Below are 797 nucleotides of genomic sequence, written 5' to 3'. Positions count from 1 at the left end.
CACCCCCGGCCAGCGGCGTCACGTCCGACGTCGGATACCCCAACGCCGAGTTCTCCCAGCCCAGCGCCGCCCACCGGTCCCGCACCGCACCGGTCAGCACCCGCGCACCCGTCGCCGGGGAGTAGTAGACCGACCCGTGCTGGAAGTGCGCGAACGACCCGCCACCGGCCAACGCCGTCACATCCGACGTCGCCAGACCCAACTCCCCCGACACGCCACCCGAGGCGACGAAGCGGTCGAGGACCGGTCCGGACAGCAGACGCGCCGGCCCGCCGTCGGCCGCGAGCAGCGCCCCACCCTGGAACGTCATCTCCTGGCCGTCCGGAACGGGAGTGGCCTCCGAGGTCGGGTAGCCCAGGGGCCCGGACTCCCAGCCGGAAGCAGCCCAGCGATCGCGGAAGGACCCCGTGACGAGACGAGCACCCGTGGCCGGCGTCCAGTAGATCGACCCTCGTTCGAAGTGGGCGTAGGCACCACCTCCGGCCAGCGCCGTCACGTTGGTCCGCGGACGACCCAGTGTGCCGGCGGGCCCTCCACCGGCGGTGTACCGGTCGAGCACCGCCCCCCACAGGGCAGCACCCACGCCACCGGAGGCGAAGACCTGGCCGTGCTCGAAGGCGGTGACGGTGCCCGTCCCGCCAGCGGCCGCCACCGGGTCGCCGGTCGGGTGGCCCAGGGGGCCGGTCTCGGCACCCGAGGCCTGCCACGCCGCCACCACGTCCGCCGGCAGCACCCGCGTGCCCAGCGTGGGGTGCACGTACACCGACCCACCCCGGAAGTGCCCGAACCGCGCCACC

At 74.7% G+C, this 797-nt stretch carries 1 protein-coding gene; it reads right to left on the bottom strand.

Annotated elements, in window-relative coordinates:
- On the bottom strand, positions 1-763 hold a 763-nt coding region (locus tag ACI781_RS19100), incomplete at its 3' end, for an LGFP repeat-containing protein (protein WP_456567712.1).
- Between the last annotated feature and the right edge of the window lie 34 nt (positions 764-797).

This window comes from Blastococcus sp. SYSU D00695, assembly GCF_054050555.1.
The sequence above is the reverse complement of the archived record's forward strand: the minus strand, read 5'-3'. Positions and strand labels throughout refer to the sequence as shown.